Source organism: Enterococcus lactis (genome assembly GCF_015751045.1).
GTDB lineage: Bacteria > Bacillota > Bacilli > Lactobacillales > Enterococcaceae > Enterococcus_B > Enterococcus_B lactis.
Window position 1 is genome coordinate 1 of the sequence record NZ_BNJW01000020.1, and the last position, 19,833, is coordinate 19,833.

14 protein-coding genes and 1 rRNA gene are annotated in these 19,833 nt (G+C 38.7%); 3 read left to right on the forward strand and 12 right to left on the reverse strand.

Features of this window, described 5'->3' with window-relative positions; all coding sequences use genetic code 11:
- The 6 genes from KFO35_RS10585 to KFO35_RS10610 all read right to left on the reverse strand — a co-directional run.
- A 16S ribosomal RNA gene (locus tag KFO35_RS10585) occupies positions 1 to 82 on the reverse strand; the annotation flags it as partial.
- Positions 83 to 770: 688 nt separating this feature from the next.
- Positions 771 to 2,276 carry a HAMP domain-containing sensor histidine kinase gene (locus KFO35_RS10590; RefSeq protein ID WP_002315270.1) on the reverse strand — a complete coding sequence of 502 codons (1,506 nt, stop codon included), beginning with the start codon at positions 2,274 to 2,276 and terminating at the stop codon, positions 771 to 773.
- Positions 2,273 to 2,959 (reverse strand): response regulator transcription factor, encoded by a 687-nt coding sequence (locus KFO35_RS10595; RefSeq protein WP_002290973.1) that lies wholly within the window; start codon positions 2,957 to 2,959, stop codon positions 2,273 to 2,275. Before KFO35_RS10595 ends, KFO35_RS10590 begins: the two co-directional genes overlap by 4 nt.
- A 191-nt stretch (positions 2,960 to 3,150) precedes the next feature.
- On the reverse strand, positions 3,151 to 4,572 hold the full coding sequence (gene gnd / locus KFO35_RS10600) for an NADP-dependent phosphogluconate dehydrogenase (protein ID WP_156272305.1): 1,422 nt from the start codon (positions 4,570 to 4,572) through the stop codon (positions 3,151 to 3,153).
- A 169-nt stretch (positions 4,573 to 4,741) separates the two neighbouring features.
- Positions 4,742 to 4,921, reverse strand: coding sequence for a 50S ribosomal protein L32 (rpmF, locus tag KFO35_RS10605; protein ID WP_002290970.1), 180 nt, complete (start codon positions 4,919 to 4,921; stop codon positions 4,742 to 4,744).
- Positions 4,922 to 4,978: 57 nt separating this feature from the next.
- Positions 4,979 to 5,548: a YceD family protein gene (locus tag KFO35_RS10610; protein WP_002290967.1), complete on the reverse strand. Its 570-nt coding sequence runs from the start codon at positions 5,546 to 5,548 to the stop codon at positions 4,979 to 4,981.
- 185 nt (positions 5,549 to 5,733) lie between these two features.
- Between KFO35_RS10610 and KFO35_RS10615 the strand changes: the two genes are divergently transcribed.
- Positions 5,734 to 6,639 carry a LysR substrate-binding domain-containing protein gene (locus KFO35_RS10615; protein WP_002315271.1) on the forward strand — a complete coding sequence of 302 codons (906 nt, stop codon included), beginning with the start codon at positions 5,734 to 5,736 and terminating at the stop codon, positions 6,637 to 6,639.
- Between the two features lie 30 nt (positions 6,640 to 6,669).
- Here the strand turns inward: KFO35_RS10615 and pyk are convergent, their stop codons facing one another.
- The 3 genes from pyk to dnaE all read right to left on the reverse strand — a co-directional run bounded on the left by pyk (position 6,670) and on the right by dnaE (position 12,969).
- Complete coding sequence (gene pyk, locus KFO35_RS10620) at positions 6,670 to 8,454, reverse strand: pyruvate kinase (protein ID WP_002290965.1); 1,785 nt, start codon at positions 8,452 to 8,454, stop codon at positions 6,670 to 6,672.
- Positions 8,455 to 8,527: 73 nt separating this feature from the next.
- Complete coding sequence (pfkA, locus tag KFO35_RS10625; RefSeq protein WP_002310395.1) at positions 8,528 to 9,490, reverse strand: 6-phosphofructokinase; 963 nt, start codon at positions 9,488 to 9,490, stop codon at positions 8,528 to 8,530.
- A gap of 167 nt (positions 9,491 to 9,657) precedes the next feature.
- A complete protein-coding gene (dnaE, locus tag KFO35_RS10630) occupies positions 9,658 to 12,969 on the reverse strand; it encodes a DNA polymerase III subunit alpha (protein WP_156272307.1) in 3,312 nt (1,103 codons plus the stop codon).
- 229 nt (positions 12,970 to 13,198) lie between these two features.
- Here dnaE and KFO35_RS10635 point away from each other — a divergent pair, with 229 nt between their 5' ends.
- Positions 13,199 to 13,384 carry a YjzD family protein gene (locus KFO35_RS10635; protein WP_002290959.1) on the forward strand — a complete coding sequence of 62 codons (186 nt, stop codon included), beginning with the start codon at positions 13,199 to 13,201 and terminating at the stop codon, positions 13,382 to 13,384.
- 60 nt (positions 13,385 to 13,444) lie between these two features.
- Here KFO35_RS10635 and KFO35_RS10640 read toward each other — a convergent pair whose 3' ends face one another.
- Together KFO35_RS10640 and KFO35_RS10645 are read right to left on the reverse strand one after the other, a co-directional pair.
- Entirely contained in the window at positions 13,445 to 14,641 is a 1,197-nt protein-coding gene (locus KFO35_RS10640) for a multidrug efflux MFS transporter (protein ID WP_002290958.1), read from the reverse strand.
- Positions 14,642 to 14,810: 169 nt separating this feature from the next.
- The gene (locus KFO35_RS10645; RefSeq protein ID WP_002310391.1) at positions 14,811 to 16,247 is read right to left on the reverse strand and encodes an NCS2 family permease; all 1,437 of its coding nucleotides are present in this window, start codon (positions 16,245 to 16,247) and stop codon (positions 14,811 to 14,813) included.
- Positions 16,248 to 16,539: 292 nt separating this feature from the next.
- On the opposite strand from KFO35_RS10645, the gene KFO35_RS10650 reads away from it, so the two are divergent.
- A complete protein-coding gene (locus tag KFO35_RS10650; protein WP_002314169.1) occupies positions 16,540 to 17,352 on the forward strand; it encodes a Cof-type HAD-IIB family hydrolase in 813 nt (270 codons plus the stop codon).
- A 303-nt stretch (positions 17,353 to 17,655) separates the two neighbouring features.
- On the opposite strand, the gene KFO35_RS10655 is transcribed toward KFO35_RS10650, so the two are convergent.
- Entirely contained in the window at positions 17,656 to 19,809 is a 2,154-nt protein-coding gene (locus KFO35_RS10655; RefSeq protein ID WP_156272309.1) for a peptidoglycan D,D-transpeptidase FtsI family protein, read from the reverse strand.
- Positions 19,810 to 19,833: the final 24 nt, after the last annotated feature.

Consider the following 19,833-nt stretch of genomic DNA (forward strand, 5'->3'; position numbering starts at 1 on the left):
GGTGGAAAAAGAAGCGTACGACTTGCATGTATTAGGCACGCCGCCAGCGTTCGTCCTGAGCCAGGATCAAACTCTCATAAAAAGTTCGAACAATCTTGCGATTGTTAAGCTCAATTTGTTTGCTAGCATATTGCTTGCTTGTTAAAAAATGTTTGTTGTCTTGAATTGAATCAAGACGCCCTACACATTTGGTTTGTCTTACTTTGTTCAGTTTTCAAAGGTCTAATCTTTTTGTTTCAACAACTCTTTAATCTTATCAGATTCAGAAGAGAATGTCAACAACTTTTTTGTTTATTTTTTCTAAATGTCTTTATCGCTCATTAGCAGCGACTTGATTATCATATCATTTCGATTGTTATTTGTCAATAACTTTTTTAAAGTTTTTTTCGATAAAATCAAGCTTTATAAGCTTTCTCATCTAAGCGACTTCGTTATTATAACATGATATCAAAAATGCGTCAACACTATTTTTTATAATTTTTAGCGACACCTTAAAGGAATCATTTAGAACAAATAATAATATAGCAATCTCTTTATAAAATTGCAATAGAAAATTTCCTATTTTTCTTTATTATTTTTAAAGACGAATATTAAAGTATTTTTATTGTTTTTTGTTCACCTAAAAGCTATTTACAATTTACCAACGAATGTTATTCTATTTTATTGTTCGCTAAATTTCTTTATAATAACCATCCCAAATTTCTTATCTGCTTGTATTTGGCTTCTTCTTTCTTAATGGATAATATAAAAAAACAAGCAAAGCACATGCTTTACTTGTCTTCTGTTTTTGCGATAGGAATAAAAATTCTAAAGATAGTCCCTTGCCCAACTACGCTTTCTGCTAAGATACGACCTTTGTAGTTTTCAACCAATTGTTTTGCGATAGACAATCCCAGACCATTTCCGCCCTTCGTTCTAGCCCTCGCTTTATCCACACGATAAAAACGATTGAAGATCTTATTAAGGTCTTCTTTGGGTATTCCTTCACCAAAGTCCTGTATAGCAATCTCAAATTCATTCAGAGTAGAAGAAATAGAGATATGGACTTCTTTTCGTGTAGTTGAATATTTTACTGCGTTATCCAATATGATAATGATTAATTGCTCAAAGTGATTACGATAAATTTGCAGGGTCACTTCTTTTGTCAAATCATCATCTAAAGTAATCACATAGTCCGGGTATAATATCTTGAAATTATTATAAACTTGATAGGTGACTTCTTTTCCTTTAGTTGTTTCATTTGCATAATGGACATCTACTTGTTCTGCTCTAGATAAGTCTAGCATCTCTTGAACTAAGCTTTTCATGCGGCTGATTTCTTGCATGCTGGCGCTTAATGATTCTTCCAATATTTCAGGATCATCTTTCCCCCAACGATTTAGCAGACTAAGATGCCCTTCAATAATTGCTACAGGAGTTCTTAACTCATGAGAGACGTCTTCCACGAACTGCTCTTGTTGTTCGATATACAAACGCATGCGGTCAAGCATCTCATTGAATATTTCAGCTAAATCTGCCAATTCATCATTCGTGTCGATTTCAGGCATGTGGATATCTGATTGCGGATCTTTACGTATAGTATCCATTGTATCTCTGAGTACCTTGAGTGGTTTCAAGAAGTAAGAAGATAAAAAGAAACCTAAAATACTACTTAAAATCAAAGAAACGACTTCTAAAACAATAAGAGTCAATAATAGCTTATTTCGGATATCATAGAAAGAAGATAATTCATAGAAGCTTTGCGCATAACCAATCTTTTCTCTTGTTCCTTTAGAATATATAGGCTGTATAGATAAAAAGCCAGTTTTCCCTTCTAGTGTAACAATCGTTGGCACTTTACGTGTTGTTTGGATCAAGTTTCGACTGTTTTCGTGAGTTTTGAAAATCAAGTTCTCATCTAAATCATACACATAAAGCTCCATCGAAGGCTGCCCTAGCTCAGCTATAAAGGAATCAATCTTCATTAAGTTTCCTTCGACCAGTGAAGTATGATCTATGACCTCATCTCCGTCATTTGTCGCTTTTGTCAGATTACGATACGTATTCACTAATGTCAGTTCTTCATCCGAGTTAGCCAAACGAGAGGCTACTTCTGAAATCGTACGTTCTACATTGTTTCTTTCTTTTGCAACAATCAGATTGATAGATGATTTATAGGTAATGACCGCAAAAATTGTAAACACGACGAATATGAAGAAAGAACTCGCAAAGGCCCACTTGATTGTCAAGGAGGGCCCTTTCAGTTCTCTTTTTTCCGATTTTTTCGGCTTTATCACGAGCGCATCACATAACCTGTTCCGCGGACAGTTTGGATATAGCTTTCCTCCCCTGGAACGTCAATTTTATTGCGAAGATAACGAATATATACATCCACTACGTTTGTTTCAACTTCCGTTTCGTATCCCCACACTTTATTTAGTAAAACATCACGTGCTAATACCACGTTCACGTTTTCCATTAAAGTAAGTAGCAATTCGTATTCTCTTTTTGTTAGTTCAATTACTTCGTTTCCGCGACGTACGACACGGTTTTCTTTTTCGATAGTCAAATCACGATAAGTAATAGTGGTTTGTTTTGCCACATTTTTGTCACCTTCAATATCGATTCGACGCAACAATGCTCGAAGACGCGCTAATAGTTCTTCGATAGCAAATGGTTTGACGATGTAGTCATCTGCTCCATGGTCAAGTCCCGATACACGATCGATTACAGAATCTCTTGCAGTCATCATAATGATTGGTGTATTTTTGACTTGGCGTACGCGTCTGCAGACTTCTAAACCGTTCAATTCTGGAAGCATCAGGTCCAACAATATGGCATCCCACTCATTATTTAATGCCGCATCTAAACCAGTACGACCGTTGTAATGGACTTCTGCGTTATACCCTTCATGCTTCAACTCTAGCTCGACAAATCGAGCTAAGTTCTTTTCATCTTCAATGATTAGAATATTACTCATTTATTATTTTATCCTTTCTATCTACTGGCTTTTTAAAAACTCTATCATTATACCGATAATCTGCTTAAAAATCTATAGTCATTTTATCATGAATAGCAGTTTTAAAAAAGAGCTGAAGTCTACTCATAACAATCGACTTCAGCTCTTTCGTCCTCTTTTTATTTTCTCATTTCCTAACAGCCGAAAGACTATTATTCTTCATGGTACCATGAGTAATGGAAGATTCCTTCTTTGTCGACACGTTCATATGTGTGTGCGCCAAAGTAATCGCGTTGGGCTTGGATTATATTTGCAGGCAGACGTTCTGCTCTGTATGAATCGAAGTAAGCGATGGCTGATGAGAAAGTTGGTACAGGTACGCCAGCTTGGACAGCCAAGGCAACGACGTCTCGGACTGATTGCTGATATTTTTTCGTGATTTCAACGAAATAATCATCTAGCAATAAATTTTCGATCTCAGGATTTTTGTCATAAGCATCCGTGATTTTTTGCAAGAATCGAGCTCGGATGATACATCCAGCACGCCAGATTTTTGCGATTTCGCCAAATGGCAAATCCCAATCAAATTCTTTTGAAGCGACACGTAATTGAGCAAATCCTTGGGCATAACTCATGATTTTACTGAAATACAACGCTTCTCGGATTTTTTCGACCAATTCTTTTTTGTCTCCTGTGAACTCAAAATCGTTCGTACGAGACAAAATTTTACTTGCTTGTACGCGTTCTTCTTTATAAGCAGAAATGTAACGGGCAAATACAGATTCAGTAATCAATGGAAGTGGCACGCCTAAGTCAAGCGCACTTTGGCTTGTCCATTTACCTGTTCCTTTATTTCCAGCTGCATCAAGGATCACATCTACGACTGGTTTACCTGTACCTTCATCGTCTTTTCGAGTCAGGATGTCAGCTGTGATTTCGATCAGGTAGCTGTCTAATTCGCCTTGATTCCATTCTTTAAAGATATCAGCCATTTCTTCTACTGAAAGGTCTAAAATATTCTTCATCAAGTCATAAGATTCAGCAATCAGTTGCATATCTCCATACTCAATACCGTTGTGTACCATTTTCACATAGTGTCCGGCTCCGTTTGGGCCAATATAGGTAACACATGGTGCTCCATCTTCTGCTTTTGCAGAAATTTGCTCTAAGATTGGTGCAACTAGCTCATACGCTTCTTTTTGTCCACCAGGCATGATTGAAGGTCCTTTTAAAGCTCCTTCTTCACCGCCGGAAACGCCTGTACCGATAAAGTTAATACCAGAGTTGGCTAATTCTTCATTACGACGCATCGTATCTTTAAAGAATGTATTTCCTCCGTCAATCAGAATATCGCCTTTATCAAGGTGAGGAAGCAACTCTTGGATTGTTGCATCTGTTGCCGGTCCTGCTTTGACCATCAGAAGAATCCGACGCGGTTTTTCGATTGATTCTACAAATTCTTCGATTGTGTACGTTGCTTTGAAATTTTTATCTGGGTGTTCTTCTACTATAGCGGTTGTTTTAGCCCCTGTACGGTTAAATAAAGCCACTGAATAGCCGCGGCTTTCTATATTCAAGGCTAGATTTTTACCCATAACGGCCATACCGACAACGCCGATTTGTTGTTTTGACATATGAACTCCTCCTACATACGGGATTTCTCCCTAATCTCTTACATTATAGCTTAACACGGCTACATTGCAAACTAAAGAACAACATATTTTTTATTTACCGCTTATAAAAAAATAAACCTCAAGGCTCCATGGTTAGCCTTGAGGTTTTACATTTTCTAATTAAAATGTATTAAGCTTCTTTTGACATTACGTCCTTACCATCATAGTAACCACAATTTGCACATACGTGATGGCTTTTTTTCATTTCACCACAGTTTGGACATTCGTTTAATCCTTTGATTGTCAACTTGTAGTGTGTACGACGTTTTGCTTTTTTAGCTTTTGATGTTCTTCTAGCTGGTACTGCCATTTTGCTACACCTCCTTGTAAAGTCTTGCACCTATAATAGATACAATATATTCCAATCTTACTTGTTATCGTCGTTTTTTGATTCAGAATCAAAAAGTTCAGATAGTTTTGCAAGACGAGGATCAATTTTATTCTCGGCTTCTTCCATTTTTCTGCGTTGGTATTCTTCTTCGGAAACAACTTCCCAATCATTGCCTTTTGGAAGTTCTGTCGCTGCTTCCTCTTCTTTTGTCAATACCCGCATCGGAATCGCCAATAAGATGTTGTCTTCAATTGACTCTGCTAAATTCAATAACGGACCTTCAATCAGCAAAATCTCATCTGCAGACATTTGCTCATCTCTGCTTTGGAATTGTTCTTCTGTCATGAATACTTCGTCTACAGAAAAATCCATCGGCAGTTCAACAGGTTCTAGCGAACGTGTTGAAGGAACTGTCAAAGTCGTCTGCACAGTGTAATGAACGATATAGCCTTTCTTATCAACTGAGACCAAACCTTCGACTTCCACTGGCGCAACATCAAGTATTAAATTGTCTCGCTTCATGAGAGCGGCTTTCAAGTCGAGCGTCTCATGAAAAGTTAACGGTGTCTCCTGGTATTTTCTCAATTCCAATAAAGACCATTTCATTTTTCATCACTCCTAAGCAACAAAAGCAATTATACAGGGCAAAAACCATGTTGTCAATGAAATTTTCTTGACACCTTGCAGTTCATAAAAAAACAGAAATATCTTTAACAGAAAGCCTCTGTTTGCTATCATCTTCAGAATCATTTACAATAATCATTATTCTATCAAAGGAGCGGATGATCTTTATGAACACGAAAGATATTGAATACTATGTCCAAATCGTCAAACAAAAAAACTTTACGAAAGTGGCTAATTATTTCCGTGTGAGCCAACCTACTATTACATATGCATTACAACGTCTTGAAAAAGAGTTTGACGCCATACTTATTACAAGAGATCGTTCGCATCACGAATTAATCGTCACACCTTCTGGAAAGCAGCTGTTTCTCCATGCACAAGCTATTCTCCAAGAGATTTCTACTGCAAGGGCTGAAATCACTCAGTTACAAAAGAAAAAGCTGCGTTTTGGCATGCCGCCTATTATCGGCAATGAGTACTTTCCAAAACTGTCAGGTTACTTTATCAAGCATGAATTGATGAATCAGATTGAAATCACCGATGGAGGCTCTCGGGACTTATATGGAATGATTCGTCAAGGGAGGATCGATTTAGCCGTATTAGGCTCAACACAGCCAATCGTAGATCAATATTTAGAAACAGAATTACTTTTGGATAAACGTTTCATGATCGTCGTTCCGCCTACTCACCCTCTTGCCCAGCAGAAGGCAGTCTCTTTCAAAGATATATCAGATGAACAGTTTGTGTTATTGAACGAACATTATGTCCACCCAGCAGCATTCACTAAACTTTCTAAACAAACACATACTCAACCAAAAGTTGTTTATCAAAGCAATGATTTGACGATTTTAAAGAGTATGATCCGTGAAAATGTTGGTATCGGTTTTTTGGCAGAGATTGCTGTCCATCCTGAAGATCATTTAGTTTGCCTGCCACTTTCAGATGAAGTTCAGCCTCGCTTCTTGATTTCATTGGCAAAACGAACACAGCAGCTTGTCACACCGCTTCAAGAACAAGTAGTCCAAGTCATCCATGAATTCGTTACAGCACAAAAAACAGCTCTTCGTAAATGAAGAGCTGTTTTTATTTTGTATTAAGCTAAATTAGATAGCTGTTGTTTCGCCACGGTAAACGATGCCGCGACGTGAATCAACAGTAATCAATTCGCCATCAGTAATTGTTGTTGTTGCGCCTTTAGCACCAACGATTACAGGAATATCTTGTGCAATTCCTACAACTGCAGCGTGAGAAGTCAATCCGCCTTCTTCAACGATAACAGCAGCTGCTTTTTCGATTGCAGGCATGTATTCTTTGTCAGTTGATGGTACAACTAGAACCATTCCGTCTTTTGCTTTTTTTACAGCTTCTTCAGCAGATGAAGCAATAACTGCATTTGCAACGACAGATTTTTGTCCAACGCCTTGAGCTTCTAATAATTTAGAACCAATCATTTGAATTTTCATCACGTTAGTTGTTCCGCGTTCGCCAACTGGTACACCAGCAGTGATCAAGATTAAATCACCTTCTGATGCGAAACCTAATTCAACAGCTTTTTTAGCTGCTAGTTCAAACATTTCATCAGTTGTTGATGGTTTTTCAGCAACTGTTGGGTAAACACCCCAGTTTAACATCAAACCGCGTTTTGTGCGTTCGTCAAAAGTAACAGCCAAGATATCTGCATCTGGGCGATATTTTGAAATCATTTTTGCAGTGTAGCCTGATTCAGTTGCAGCAACGATTGTTTTGACGCCTAGATTTTTTGCAGCACGAGCTACAGATAAACCGATTGTTTCAGTTACATCTGTTTTATCGAATTCGTTCAATTGGAATGTACCTAATTCTGATAATGCATTTTCAGCTTCTTGGTCGATACGTGCCATTGTTGAAACAGCTTCAACTGGGTAGTCTCCGTTTGCAGATTCACCAGATAACATTGTTGCATCTGTTCCGTCAAATACAGCATTGGCAACGTCAGAAGCTTCCGCACGTGTTGGACGTGGGTTTTCTTGCATTGATTCTAACATTTGTGTAGCAGTGATAACTGGGATACCAGCAGCGTTACATTTTTTGATGATACGTTTTTGAACCATTGGTACTAGTTCAGCTGGGATTTCCACACCCATATCTCCACGGGCAATCATAACACCGTCAGAAACTTTGATGATTTCGTCAATGTTGTCGATACCTTCTTGAGATTCGATTTTAGGGAAGATTTGAACATGAGTCATGTCTTTTTCTTCTAAAATTTCGCGAATATCTAGAACGTCTTGTGCTTTACGTACAAAACTTGCAGCGATAAAGTCGATATCGTTGTCTAAACCAAAACGAATATCGTCCGCATCTTTTGGAGTAATACCTGGCAAACTGATAGAAACGCCTGGTGCATTTACCCCTTTACGTGATCCTAGCATACCTGCATTTTTAACTTCTACGACTAATTCACGGTTTGCTTCGTCTTTTTCAATGATTTCCATGTCGATCAAGCCATCATCGAATAAAACGTGTCCGCCTACGTGAACATCGTCAAATAATCCTGGGTAAGTAACCGCGATTTTTTCTTTTGAACCTACATGTTCAGGATCCATAGAGATGCGTGTTTGATCTCCTACTTCAAATTTGATGTATCCTGCACGACCAAAATCAGCTTCTGTTGTGCCTTGAACAGTTGTACGGATTTCAGCTCCTTTTGTATCTAAAAGAATACCGACATCTTTTCCTGTCTTTTTAACTGCTTCACGGACCATAGTCATACGTGATAATTGTTCTTCATGGTCACCATGAGAAAAGTTAAAGCGGAAGACATTTGCCCCAGATTCAATCAATTGAGAAATAATTTCTACTGAGTTACTTGCTGGTCCTAATGTACTAACGATTTTGGTTTTTTTCATTTAAAAAACTCTCCCATTCAATTTTGTTTATTTAAAGCTGTACACAGCTTAAATAGCTTGGTTTCTTTCACTCTTAAAATGAAAGTGAATTATTTAGATCATATAATGATAAGTCTGGTTTATGCTTGTTGTTTTCTAGTGTATCAATGATGTCAGCTGCAACGATTTCGTTGTCATGGATACCGACACATAATCCACCTTTTCCTTCTTGAAGCAATTCGACAGCGTAAGCACCGAATTTACTTGCTAAGACGCGGTCGCGTGCGCTTGGTGCTCCACCACGGACAACGTGTCCCAAGATAGATACACGTGTATGATAGTCGCCAAATTCTGAAAGTTTTTCAGCGAATTCATTTCCGCCCATTACACCTTCAGCCAAGATGATCAAGCAATGTTTCTTCCCACGATCACGGCCTTCTTGGATTTTTTTAGCAACTGAAGCCATATCAAAATCATGTTCTGGGATGATGATTTCATCTGCTCCGCCAGCTACACCTGACCATAAAGCGATGTCACCTGCATTGCGTCCCATTACTTCGATAACGAATGTACGAACATGAGAAGTCGCTGTGTCACGAATACGGTCAATTGATTCTAGCACTGTATTGATTGCTGTATCAAAACCGATTGTGAAGTCAGTACCAGGAATATCATTATCGATTGTTCCAGGAATACCTACTGCTGGGAATCCACGTTTTGTCAAAGCCATTGCGCCATGATAAGAACCGTCTCCTCCGATAACCACTAGACCTTCGATCCCGAATTTTTTCAATTGTTCGATTCCTTTTAATTGACCTTCTTCAGTTGCAAATTCTGGATAACGTGCAGAATACAAGAATGTACCACCACGTTGGATCTTGTCACCTACATCTGCCACATCAAGACGACGAATATCTCCAGCAACTAAACCGGCAAACCCATAATTGATCCCGTATACTTCCAGTCCTTCGTAAATACCTTTACGAACAACGGCACGAACAGCTGCATTCATTCCAGGTGCGTCTCCGCCACTGGTCAAAATTCCGATGCGTTTCATAATAAACATTCACCTCATTAAAATACTTTATCCTAAGTATAACTTAGGTTTACAACCATTTTTGCGTTAACCACGACTAACATTCTAACATTATTTTTCTCGCTTGTCTTGATTTACGGATAAAAAAATGAAAAAAAATGAAAGCAAGTAGTATTTTTTACCGTAAGTTATTTGAAAACCACATTATCTTCGCCAAGTAGAGAAACAAGTTGCCCCTTTATACTCTTGCTGTCATCCACCCAATAAGCATCCGACAGAACAACTTTTCGTTGTGTTTTTTCGTGGTACATAATTACTGGAATATATCCTGGGTGTTTCTGAAAAATCCCTTGTAATTGTTTCATTATCTCAGGATCTTCCCGTTCTTCTGTAATACGCAAATAGCACGTTTGTGAAGGATACTGTGTTTCTAACTGACGAGGATCAGCAAAGCTTTCTCCAATCAATTGTAGTTCCTGGTTATATTTGCTGATTTCGCTACGCCCTTGAACAAAGATCACTTGATCAACTGCAAACAGGTTACGATATTTTCGATAAAGAGTTGGAAAAACCGTGACAGAAATTTCTCCGCTACTATCGGTTCCTTCCACGAAGGCCATCAGTTCGCCTTTTTTTGTCCGAATCTCTCTAACTTCCTTTATCATCAATAGTAAATTGACTGGTTGATTAGGAACGATATCTGTAATCAGCTGAACCTGTTTAGCTAAACGAAGCCGGTCAAACCCTTCTGCAGGATGACCTGACAAATAAACACCTAAGTATTCCTCTTCCAGCTTCAGTCGTTCTTCTAGTGTATAGTCAGCGACTTCTTCTTCTTTTAATGCCATGATTCCTAGCAAATCTAGACTGCCACCACTGTAAACGATATTTTGGATTTTTCCTTCTAGATCAAGCATCAATTGTTTCCTGTTAGGAGATAATTCATCAAAAACGCCTACTGCTGTCAGTGATTGCAGCAACTCTAATTTCAGCCACCGCTTATCGATCCGTATGAGGAATTGATCTACTGACTTGAACGGGCCATTTTGTTTTCTTTCATTCAATACATCTTCTACAAAATCACGTCGAATGCCTTTTATCGCTGTCAGCCCGAATCTGATTTCTTCCTTATTGACCAACTCAAAACTATAATTGCTTTGATTGATGGATGGTGAAGAAAGTTTGAGTTTATTTTTACGTGCTTCAGCAATATATTCTTTCAATTTCGTTGTGTTATGCCGAACAGAATTCATTAGACTAGTGAAGAAAGCCCCTGGATGATGAGCCTTTAGATATGCCATTTGGAATCCCACGAAGGAATAAGCAAATGCATGCGACCGATTGAATCCATAGTTTGCAAATTTTTCAATATATTCATATACAGTCACTGCTGTTTTTTCCGAATATCCTTGTTGTAATGCTCCTGATACAAAATGCGACTTTTCTTCATCTAATACGTCTTTTTTCTTTTTACTAACTGCCCGCCTCAAAATATCTGACTGTCCTAATGTAAATCCAGCCATAGTCGAGGCGATCTGCATGATTTGTTCCTGATAGACAATCACCCCGTATGTGTTTTTCAAAATCGGGATCAGTGAATCATCGGGGTAGCGAATAGCTTCTTTTCCTTTTTTTCTGGCAATGAAGGTATCGATATTTTGCATAGGACCTGGACGATACAACGCATTGACTGCGGCAATATCTTCGATGTTTTCTGGTCCTAATCTTCGTAAAACGTTTCGAATACCAGCAGATTCAAATTGAAATACTCCTGAGGTTTCGCCTCGTTGAAACAAGAGTAGCGTTTTTGCATCATTTAATGGAATCTCTTTTAATCGGATTTCCTGCCCTTCTACTCGCTTAACAGCCTTTAAAGTAAAATCAATAATCGATAAATTGCGTAGTCCTAGAAAGTCCATTTTCAAAAGACCGATGGCTTCTACCTCATTCATCGTATACTGGGTCAGAAAAGCTTCATCAGAACCGCGTTGGAGCGGTACTAATTCAAGTAGATTCCTATCGCTGATAACTACCCCTGCTGCGTGAGTCGAAACGTGTCTTGGCAATCCTTCTAAAATCACTGCGGTTTTGAATAAAAGCTGGTTTTTTTCGCTTGCCTGAACTAATTCTACTAGTTGACGCGATGTTTTATAGGCTTGGGTCAATGTGATTTTCAGCTGGTTTGGTATTGCTTTTGACCAGCGGTTTGCTTCACTTTGTGACAGACCAAACACTCTAGCGGCATCTCTAAGAACCATTTTTGCAGCCATTGTACCAAATGTCGCGATTTGCGCCATGTGATATTGTCCATACTTTTCTCGAACATAGTTCAATACTTCCTCACGTCGGTTGTCAGGAATATCCAAATCAATATCCGGCATCGTAAAACGTTCAGGATTTAAAAATCGTTCGAATAGCAAGTCATACTCTAATGGATCCACATCTGTGATTTCTAACACATAGGCTACTAATGAACCAGCAGCAGAACCACGGCCTGCACCGGTAACGATTTTATTTCTATGAGCAAAAGCCATTACATCCCATACGATCAGGAAATAATCATCGAATCCCATTTGATGGATGACAGATAACTCATAGTCCAAACGTTCTCGGTACTCCTTTGTATAATCAACAATCCGATGTTCTACTTGCGAGTAGCATAGCTCTCTTAAATATTCTCCAGCTTGTTTTCCTTGAGGGACAGGATAGTGTGGGAGTAATTTCTGATGAAACTGAAATTCAAATGAAATCGATTCGGCTAAGCGCTGAGCACCTATTACAGCTTGTGAAAGGCCTGCTTCTTCGAATCGTTTGATCATTTCTTGTTCTGAAAGCAGGTAACCATTTGCTGATGGTAAAGATGCAGATAAACTTTCTAAAGGCATCTGACTTCCCTCTTTGATATGCTTCATCACTTCAAGCGCAAAAAGGTCTTCTTGCTGTAAACTAGCGATTGGATGCAATGCACAAAGCGGATAATTTTCTTTTGTCACATACTGATACCATTCAGGCAATTGATCAGGCGTATTTTCTGACAATCCGATATAAAAATCTTTAGCGAAAACATTTTCAAGCAAAAACTGCCAATGACTGAAAAAATGTTCCTCTTTATTGAAAGCCTCAGAAACAGAATGATTTGCCGGAACGACAAACACTAGATGGTCGGTTTCTATCATATCATCAAGTGCCATTTTTTCTTGGATCATTTTTCGACTGGAAAGTTTCATCAGCTGCTGATAACCTGTCTCATCTTTTGCGTACGCAAGCAAACCATAATTTTTTTCTTCATAAGTATAACTAAGATGTAATCCAATGATTGGCTGTATTCCTTCTTCTACACAAATACGATAGAATTCAGGTGCACCGTATAAGACATCTTTATCCGTTATGGCTAATGAAGTGTAGCCTTGTTTTTTTGCTTCTTGTACATATTCTCGAATACGGATCGTACTTTGTAAAAGAGAATAAGAAGTAATTGTATAAAGTTGTGGGAAAAACATCTTGCATTCCGCCTTTTTTTTCGTTAAAATTCACTAGCGTTAAAAGGTCTGATCCTTTTACTTTCATTAAATAACAAGTGCTGAAGTTGATTATTCTACTTCATTTGCTTGCTTCTAGTCTGTAGGAATGAGTTCTTTCACAAGAACTCGAATTTTATTGAGATTTAGTCTCGTTTCTTTACATTCAAAGAAAATCTGGTAAAATTAAGATAGAAAAGAGGTGTTCTTTATGCGATATATCGTTACATTATTCTGGGCTGTCGTTCTAGGTCAAGTAGTCGGTTATATTGGTGCTGCATTAACAAGCGGAACATATGATTTTACTTTGACAACAATCATTTCATTAATTGCGGGTGTCATTATCCTTTTGATTGGTGCAGTTGCGCCAAGAAAAGAAACCTCTGCCCATTCGTAAAAAACCAGCCAAGAGCTTGAGATATCTCAAGCTCTTTTTTATTTCCAATTTTCACCACTATTATAATCTACTGCGAAGAACTTTACGAAAATTGAATAGAGAAAGAAGAATATTTGACAGGACGAATAAACTTGTCACAATAAAAACAGCACTGTAATTATAAGCATGCGCAACTGTCGACCCCAGCATTGGTCCTAGAACCTGTCCAAAGTTACTGAACATCTGATTATAGCTATAGATTCGGCTAACCCCTTCTTGTGGCGTGATCTTACTGATCAGTGTATTGACAGAAGGCATCAAAGCACCAGTTGAAAAGCCTAAAATAAAACGAAGTATACCTAATTGGAGTGGTGTCGTGACAAACGCCATGGGCAAATAACAGCAAAATGATAAGATGAGTCCGCCAATTAAAACTTTTTGATTCCCAATCTTATCCCCTAGTTTTCCTAGTTTTGGTGAAGAAAAGACTGCAGAAACACCAGCTATCGAAACAATCAAGCCGCTGACAAACAGGATATTTTCTGTACTTCCGCTTAATTCACGAATATATAAGGTCAAAATAGGGCTGATCGTAGTGATCCCTATCTGTAAAATCAAGGTCGTGATGAAGAGACCAATCAAAATAGAGAGATGATCCATTTTTGAAAAAATTTCTTTGGTGCTTATCAGATCTTTTTTCTCGATTGGATGGAAATCTTCTTTGACTAAGAAGATGGTCAGCACCGTTGTGATCATCAACAAAGCCCCTGTGATCAAGAATACATTTTCCATACCAAACCACTGAGCCAATGCACCGCCCATTGAAGGTCCGATCAGATTCCCAGCAATCGCTCCGGTGGATAATGTTCCTAACGCCCATCCGCTCTTTTCTCTAGGCGCTTGTGAAGCGATCATTGCTGTTGCATTTGGAATATACCCAGACAAAATCCCGTTCCAAAAACGCATGATCAAAAGCCAATACGCGTTCGGCACAAAAGCTAAAGAACCCATCGTCAACGTCATCCCAGCTGCTGCACGGATCATCATGAGTTTTCGACCTTTTCGATCAGCTAGATTTCCCCAGATTGGTGCAACCACGGCAGATGCAAAAGCAGTAACAGAGATTGCTAGTCCCGAAAACAATTCGATTTGATCTTTTGGTGTTCCTAGTTGCTCAACATAAACTGGTATGAATGGCATAACTAAACTAATACTTGCACCAGTGAAAAAACAGCCAATCCACGCAATCACTAAATTTTTTCTCCAATTAATCTCCATCTATCATCCCTCTTTCGTCTCTTTTATCATACCTATTTTCGAATAAACAAGCAACGATCTCGCTAGTAAAAAGAGAAAAATCCCGCAAAGATCATTTTATATGTAACGTTCTTTTTATGTAAAACAAAAAGAGACCAGAACAAATGCTGTTCCAATCCCTTCTCTTTATTTAAATCGTTGCTAGAATGATGAAGTTGATGATGAATAAAATATCAACAATCCACAAAGCAACAGAAACTTCATTGAATTTTCCTTTGATTACTTTGACAATTGTATAGAAAATAAATCCTGCTGCAATCCCATAAGAAATGCTATAGCACAATCCCATAAAGATCGATGCAAAGAAGGCTGGTAAAGCTTCTTCCATATCTAGCCATTTGATGTCTGCAAAAGAAGCCATCATCATTACCCCGACCAAAATCAGTGCTGGCGCAGTTGCTTGATTTGGTACGATAGCGATCAGCGGGGAGAACAAACTACTTAATGCGAATAGCACTGCCACTACTACTGAAGTCAAACCAGTACGTCCACCGGCCCCGATCCCAGCTGCAGATTCGACATAAGTTGTTGTATTCGATGTACCAAAGATAGCACCTACGGAAGTAGCGATTGCATCGGCAAATAGCGCTTTATCCATTTTTGTTTTGAACCCGCGACCATCTTCCAATGCGATCTCGTCCTCTTTTGAGAAAATACCTGTGCGGCGTCCTGTACCGATAAATGTTCCGATCGTATCGAATGTATCAGATAAACTGAATGCGATGATTGTCATCAATACTTGAGGGATCTTGGAAGAATCACTGAATAAAGATTGCATTCCTTCAGAACCAAATGCTGCACCGAACGTTGTTCCTAATTCTTTAAATGAATTGCCTAACGAATTCGTTTGCCAATCAATGGAACTTAAATCAACCACACCCATAAAAATCCCAAGGACTGTGGTCGCTACGATACCGATAAGAATAGCACCACGGACGTTTTTTACAACTAAAATGGCTGTCAGTACCAAACCAATCACGGCTAACAAGATAGGTGCGTTGTCAAAATTGGCTAACGCGGGAACGATTCCGCCATTTATCGTAACATTTGTTGCTTTTCCACCTTCAACGACAGAACTCGAAATAGCAGATTGGTCTGCTGAAAAAGATAAGAATCCTGCATTTTTGATCCCGACATACGCAACGAAAATACCGATTCCGCCACCAATCGCATGTTGAAGACTTTCAGGAATCGCCCGAATGATCATCTTTCGGATATTTGTAACAGTAATAAAAATATTGATTAATCCGCAAATAAAAACCATTGCCAGGGCTTGTTGCCAAGAATAGCCAAGCCCGAAAACGACCGTAAAAGTGAAAAATGCGTTCAATCCCATACCAGGTGCCTGAGCATATGGGACATTCGCGAACAATCCCATGACTAGCGTACCAATGATTGATGCAATGATTGTGGCTAGAAATACTGCTTGGAACGGCATACCTGATGCTGATAAAATCGTCGGATTTACGAATAAGATATAACTCATGGCAAAGAATGTCGTTACTCCCGCCATTATTTCAGTTGATACATTTGTATTGTTTTTCTTTAAACCGAAAAACTTTTCCATAAAAAGTTCCACTCCCTGAATTTTTTTCTGATGGAAAACTATAATAATAATAAATATGCAAAATATGGCAAATCCATCGAACAATTTCAAATTATATAGACGTTTCATTCGTTTTTCAACGTTTTTTTAACAAAAAAACCAAAAACAATACTTAATGTTCGTGTTTAGCTCGTATTCATTTATTTACATAGCCATAACTGTATTTTTTGTTAGGAATAACTGATTGCTCTTGTTAATTACCTAAAATATGCTAGACTAAAACAAATGCTAGTTGAGGAAGGAAGGACCTTTATTGAATAAAAAATTAATTGCCATCGATCTGGACGGAACCACCCTCAATCAAGATTCGATGATTACCTCTAAAACAAAAGAGACCCTGAAAAAAGCAATCAATGCTGGTCATCATGTCAGTATCGCTACTGGACGCCCATTTCGAATGAGCCATCAATTTTACCAACAATTAGAGTTAACAACACCGATGGTTAATTTTAACGGCGCACTGGTGCATATCCCTAATCAACATTGGGATGGCGAAAGAGAAACGTTGATTAATCGTGAAATTGCTTTTGAAATCTTATCGCAAAAAAAACAATTGAATCTAGACTTTATCGCTGCTGAAAATCGGGATACTTTTTTTATCGACAGCTTTGACTTCTTTGATGAAAAAATTTTTGCTTCTTCACGTCCTGGAGAGAAAAACTTGCTTTCTCCTAAAAATCTGACGACAAATCCTACATCTTTGCTTGTCCGAACAGACAAGCGTTTTGCAGAAGCTGTATCTGCTGAATTAACACGTCAATTTGGCAGTTATGTGGATGTTCGTACATGGGGCGGTCCCACGGCGATCTTAGAGATTGTTTCAAAAGGAATCCAAAAAGCAAAAGGTGTGCAAGAGATTGCTAACTACCTATCGATTGATCAACAAGACGTGATTGCTTTTGGTGATGAGCATAACGATTTGGAACTGCTGGATTATGCAGGATGGGGAGTGGCTATGGCTAATGGTACTGATCAGCTCAAAGGCATCGCAAATGATGTCACTCCTTTGAGCAATCAAGAAGACGGTTTAGCTGTTTATCTGGAAAAATTACTTAAACTACAATAGAGAATTAGATTCCACTAAAAAAGGTTGTGACAATTTTTGTCACAACCTTTTTTGCCGAGTAAACGGTGCTCAATCAGCTGTCCTTCGGTATTAGCTCAAAAACGGCAAAATATGAGAAGCTATTTTGCCGTTTTGTTTCTCTAATACTCAGGTCAGGGCGCTAATTTCACAACCTCTTCTTTAAACGGTGTTCAAAAGCCAGTTTCTCGGTATGAAGTCAATTTTAAGCAAAAATGTGAGAAGCTATTTTCACAAAATTTTTCTTCATACTCGAAACTAAGCTGCTTTTTCACGACCTCTTTTTTATTTTGCCATGAACATATCATAATACGCGTCCATTATTTCTTTAGCAATCGTCAAGTTCATGTGGTCTTGTTCATCTAATAAGTTCGGCAAGACAACACTGATTGCGATTTCCGGATTGTCTGTTGGTCCGTATGCCACAATATTACTATTGACTGTCGTAATATCTGGGTGACCTTCCGCAACCGTTTCTGCAGTCCCTGTTTTTGCAGAAAGGTCCATTTTCGCACTGGCTAATGGTTTAGCTGTTGTGTAAGGGTCGGTACCATGAACAACCTGATGGAATCCTTCACGGAGGATTGCCATATTTTCTGCAGATATATTGACCGTATTTTCTGCTGTCGTGCCAATTTCTTTTTTCACTTCACCCAAATTCCCATTTTCGTCATTGCCATAGATTGCTTTGACTAGGTGAGGCTGTACTCGTTTCCCGCCATTAGCGACTGTTGAAGCATATTGAGCTAATTGGATCGGTGTATATGTGTCAAACTGTCCAAATGCCAAATCGGTAAAGTTACCTGGAGTATACCATTCTTTGCCATTATCCGCATTGAACTTCTTCATATACTCAACAGAGCGTGAAATCCCAGGAGATTCATTCGGCAAATCGATCCCAGTCGTTGTACCAAGACCAAACTCTTTGAAAGAGTCTCTCAATTGTTGATAAGCTTTAGCTTCTTCGTCTAAACTAGGTAGTCCCATTCCAGGAGTATAGTCTAGCCCTAGCATCTTTAATGCCACTTTGATCATATACGTATTAGAAGACAATTCCAATGCTTTGACTGCATCAAGAGCAACTTGTCCGTTTCGGTTAAAGACAGAGCTTTTTTCTGAAGCACCTTGTAGACGAATCGGTTCATCAATCAACACTTGATTTCCGCTGATCGCGTTACTTGCCCAACCTGCTGTCAAAGTACCGGCCTTGACTACAGACCCTGGAGCAAAAGCGCTAGTGATTGTGCCCAAAGCATTCTCGGTGATTTCCTTGGAACCTTGCTCATGACTGAAACCAGTCATGGCTAACACTTCTCCTGTCTGAGGATTCATGGCTACTGCATAAGCACCAGGCGAGTACTGTGCTTTACCGTTATTGATCAATGTTTGATAATTTCTTTTTAAGATTTCTTCTACTTTCGATTGGAATTCTGCATTCATCGATAACATTAAATTAGAACCTTTTTCCCCAGAGAAGATTTCTTTTTGATTCGAAACATTGCCTTCATTATCAAGAGAAACTTCATATTGGGTTTTGGTTCCTTGTAGGACATCTTCATATTGTTTTTCCAAATAACTTTGTCCCACACGATCATTTCGAGAATACCCTTTTGCTAAATACTTCTCTGCTTCATCTGCCGGAAGACCTTGTTTTTCAGTCGTCACACTACCTAAAATACTTTTCAGTGAATCTGCTGCGTTATATTCGCGTGTCCAGTCTGTGCCTGTCGAAACTCCTGGAAGCTCAGAAGCACGTTCCGCCACAACAGCTAATTCTTGGTCAGTAACACCAGAGTTCTTGATATAGACTGTGTTTAATTCGTATGCACTGTTCATCCGTTTAAAGATGGTAGCAATCTTTAATTGTTCCTCGTTCAAGTTGATCTCATCATCTGTTACTTTATTGACCATCGCGCTGTATTGTTCGCTGTTTCCTAATTGCTTTTCTTTTGCCGAAAGTCTTTTTGTGGCTTCCTTCAAATGTTCCGGATCAGCCAGCCAAAAATCTTTTTTATCTCTATCTGTCAGATTTTCATCTGCCGGCACATCAATCAGCGAGTTCAGCTTCGTTGCGATTTCAAGTAGGTCTTTAGCCGTCACTTGTGTGCCCCTCGTATAGGTGATTGCCTGATTCGCTTTATTTGTGACTAACGCTTTTCCTGTGGAATCGTAGATCATTCCACGAGGGGTACTTTCTTGGACTGTAATCGTAGAAGTAGATTTCACTCGCGCTTCCATCTCTTCACCATTCACGATCTGCAAATAGCCCAATCGAGCAATCAACGCAACAAATAACGTAAATATAATGAAAAAAAGAAAATTTAAGCGAAAAGGAACATGCGACCGACGAAACGTTTTGTTTTTAGGCTCTTGTGCCCCTTTTCTTATTTTTTCTATCCAAGAAGTATTTACTATTTTTTTCATAAAATCTTTCATCATTTCCTATCCTTCCGCCTATTTACA

Excerpts from the sequence above, each read along its gene's own strand:
- pfkA (WP_002310395.1), bottom strand. The coding sequence starts at position 9,490 with ATGAAACGCATCGGAATTTTGACCAGTGGCGGAGACGCACCTGGAATG.
- KFO35_RS10635 (WP_002290959.1), top strand. The coding sequence starts at position 13,199 with ATGCGATATATCGTTACATTATTCTGGGCTGTCGTTCTAGGTCAAGTA.
- dnaE (WP_156272307.1), bottom strand. The coding sequence starts at position 12,969 with ATGTTTTTCCCACAACTTTATACAATTACTTCTTATTCTCTTTTACAA.
- pyk (WP_002290965.1), bottom strand. The coding sequence starts at position 8,454 with ATGAAAAAAACCAAAATCGTTAGTACATTAGGACCAGCAAGTAACTCA.
- KFO35_RS10645 (WP_002310391.1), bottom strand. The coding sequence starts at position 16,247 with ATGGAAAAGTTTTTCGGTTTAAAGAAAAACAATACAAATGTATCAACT.
- KFO35_RS10615 (WP_002315271.1), top strand. The coding sequence starts at position 5,734 with ATGAACACGAAAGATATTGAATACTATGTCCAAATCGTCAAACAAAAA.
- KFO35_RS10610 (WP_002290967.1), bottom strand. The coding sequence starts at position 5,548 with ATGAAATGGTCTTTATTGGAATTGAGAAAATACCAGGAGACACCGTTA.
- KFO35_RS10595 (WP_002290973.1), bottom strand. The coding sequence starts at position 2,959 with ATGAGTAATATTCTAATCATTGAAGATGAAAAGAACTTAGCTCGATTT.
- KFO35_RS10655 (WP_156272309.1), bottom strand. The coding sequence starts at position 19,809 with ATGATGAAAGATTTTATGAAAAAAATAGTAAATACTTCTTGGATAGAA.
- KFO35_RS10640 (WP_002290958.1), bottom strand. The coding sequence starts at position 14,641 with ATGGAGATTAATTGGAGAAAAAATTTAGTGATTGCGTGGATTGGCTGT.
- rpmF (WP_002290970.1), bottom strand. The coding sequence starts at position 4,921 with ATGGCAGTACCAGCTAGAAGAACATCAAAAGCTAAAAAAGCAAAACGT.
- gnd (WP_156272305.1), bottom strand. The coding sequence starts at position 4,572 with ATGTCAAAACAACAAATCGGCGTTGTCGGTATGGCCGTTATGGGTAAA.